Origin of the sequence: Streptomyces mesophilus, from assembly GCF_011044995.1 — a bacterium.
In the GTDB taxonomy this organism is placed as follows: Bacteria; Actinomycetota; Actinomycetes; order Streptomycetales; family Streptomycetaceae; genus Streptomyces; species Streptomyces mesophilus.
The window spans coordinates 1-2,496 of sequence record NZ_JAAKZW010000428.1; the positions used below are offsets into that span (position 1 = coordinate 1).

3 protein-coding genes are annotated in these 2,496 nt (G+C 72.4%); 2 read left to right on the plus strand and 1 reads right to left on the minus strand.

All coding sequences use genetic code 11. The features are described 5' to 3' along the window. Positions 1 to 126 precede the first annotated feature (126 nt). Positions 127 to 756, plus strand: a complete 630-nt coding sequence (locus G6045_RS40260; RefSeq protein ID WP_165337204.1) for a DUF1707 SHOCT-like domain-containing protein — start codon at positions 127 to 129, stop codon at positions 754 to 756. 33 nt (positions 757 to 789) lie between these two features. Here G6045_RS40260 and G6045_RS40265 read toward each other — a convergent pair whose 3' ends face one another. Further along, positions 790 to 1,602, minus strand: coding sequence for a class I SAM-dependent methyltransferase (locus G6045_RS40265; RefSeq protein WP_165337205.1), 813 nt, complete (start codon positions 1,600 to 1,602; stop codon positions 790 to 792). A 152-nt stretch (positions 1,603 to 1,754) separates the two neighbouring features. Between G6045_RS40265 and G6045_RS40270 the strand changes: the two genes are divergently transcribed. Further along, a partial coding sequence (locus G6045_RS40270) for an AfsR/SARP family transcriptional regulator (RefSeq protein ID WP_165337206.1) occupies positions 1,755 to 2,496 on the plus strand: 742 nt, incomplete at its 3' end.

The following is a 2,496-nucleotide window of genomic DNA, read 5'->3' on the forward strand; positions in this document are numbered from 1 at the left end:
ACCCGGAACCCCGGCCTCGTGGTGCGCGTCCTGAGGCTGTGGCGAAGAGGGCTCGCTGCGCGCTGAGCCCGGGGCTCCCCGTATCCACCCCTGGTCCCCCCGCCGCGCCTGGGTAGGCTCGCAGGCATGTCGGGAGAGATGTCACCCACGGGGAAGCACACCGGCCCACCGCCCGAGGTACGGGCCTCTCACGCGGACCGGGACCGGGTGGTGGATGTGCTGCGCATCGCCGCGGGCGACGGGCTGCTGACCCCGGACGAGCTGGACGAGCGCCTCGAAGCCGCCCTGTCCGCGCGCACCCTGGGCGAACTGGCCCCGCTCACCGCCGACTTGCCCGCACAGACCGGTGAGCGCGGGCCCGAGGCCAAGGACCTGGTGCGGATCGAGCAGATCCACAGCTCACCGATCGAGCGCGTCGGGCGCTGGGTCGTACCGCGCCGGATGGAGCTCGCGGTGACGTACTGCAAGGTGACCCTGGACTTCACCGATGCCGTGATCACCCACGACACCCTGAGCATCGAGCTGGCCGGCGCGGGCAAGACCCTCACCCTCATCACCAGGCCCGGCGTCGTGGTCGACACCGACGGTCTTCAGTTGGTGCACTGCAAGCTCAAGCACCGTACGGATCCGGCGGATCCCGATACACCGGTCGTCCTGCGGGTGGAACTGTCCGGCCAGAAGGCCCACGGCCGCATCGTGGTGCGGCCGGCCCGCCGTACGTTCGGCCAGTGGCTGCTGCGCAGGCCCGCCATCTGACGCGCAGGCCCGCCACCCGAACAGCACGCGCGCTCACCCCGCCTTCCTCCCCCGCACCAGTACGAACTGGTAGAACCAGGCCCTGAATCCGGGATCCAGCATCAGCTCGCCGTAGCGGTCGAGTTCGGAGCGGGTCAGGCCCTCGGCGAGCAGGAGCGGGGTCGCCTGGAGGACATAGTTGCGGTGCAGGCGGCAGGCCGGTGAGCCGCCCGCCGTCGTACGGGAGAACTCTTCGCTGTAGACCGGGTTCAGGCCCGCGTCGAGGAGGGCACCGTACGCCTCGTGCGCCCAGTGGAACGACGCACCGCGCGACGGCGTGACCACCTCGTGCGCGATGCGCTGCACCCGCTCGAACAGCCGCCGGTCGTCCGCGGTCGGTGCCGTGAGCACCCGGTTCGGGCGGGCGCTCATCTCGCCGAGCACCAGATGCCCGCCCGGGGCGAGTGCGCCCACCAACGTCCGTAACAGAGCGAGGCGTTCGGGGAGGTGCATCAGGAGCAGCCGGGCGTGGATGAGGTCGAAGGGGCCGGCTACCGGGAGTCCGTCGCGTACGTCGTGGCGGTGCAGGGTGATGCCGTCGGTCTCGGGCAGATGGTCCGTCGCCAGATCGACCGCGACCACCTCCCCGCCGGGACCGGTCCGCGAGGCGAGGCGCCGGGCCACGGATCCGCCGCCCGCACCCAGATCGAGAGCCCGGCCGCCCGGTGCGAGGGGGAGGGTGTCCAGGAACCGGAAGGTGGGTTCGTCGAGGAGCTCCTCCAGGAGGACGAGCTGCTGGGCGCCCAGGTCGGTGTCCGAGTCGAAGAGATACCTGGCCGCTTGTACGGGGTGCGTGGTGTCGGTCATGCGGGAAGCCTGCGCCGCGGGACTTTCGCCGCGCTTTCGTCAACCGGCCGGGGATGTAAGACACTTGTCGTGGAGGAAAGACGAAGCGCGCAGGGGCGCAGGGCACGTGAGTACGGGAAGCACGCCGAGCCGGTGGACTTGGGTGAAGGCCGATGCAGTTCGCGATTCTGGGGCCGGTGCGCTGGCGTAAGGACGAGGACGCCGCCGACCAGCCCGCCGGGCCGGTGCGCCGCGGGCTGCTCGCGCTGTTCCTCGTACGGCACGGCACCCCCGTATCCGCGGAATTCCTGCTCGACGCCCTGTGGCGCGAGCCGCCCGCACCGCACGCGCTGCGCAGGCTCCAGGTCCAGATCCACCGGCTGCGCGCCACGCTCGACTCCCCCGGACGGCTGGAGTTCACCTCCGGCGGTTACGTATTGCACGTGGTGGACGGGGAGTTGGACGCCGACCGGTTCGCCGCGCTGGTGACCGAGGCCGGCCGGCACGGTCCGGAGCGGGCCGCCGGGCTGCTGCGGCAGGCGCTCGGGCTGTGGCGGGGCAGGCCGTTCGCCGGCGTCGAACTGCCCGCGCTCGCCGGGGATGTCCAGCGGCTCGGCGAGCAACAGATCGCGGCATACGAGGAGTTGTACGCGGCGGAGGTGCGCTGCGGCCGGTACGCGACGGCCATCCCCGAACTGACCACTCTGGCGCGGCGGCATCCGCTGCGTGAGCGGCTGCCCGGGCTGCTGATGACGGCGCTCGCGGCGAGCGGGCGGCAGGCCGATGCGCTGGCCGTGTACCGCGAGGCCCGCCGGGTGCTGGTCGGGGAGCTGGGGCTCGAGCCCGGGCCGGAGCTGCGGGAGCTCGAGCGGCGCGTTCTGGCGGGTGAGCCGGTGGGAGGGGGCGGGGCGTCGA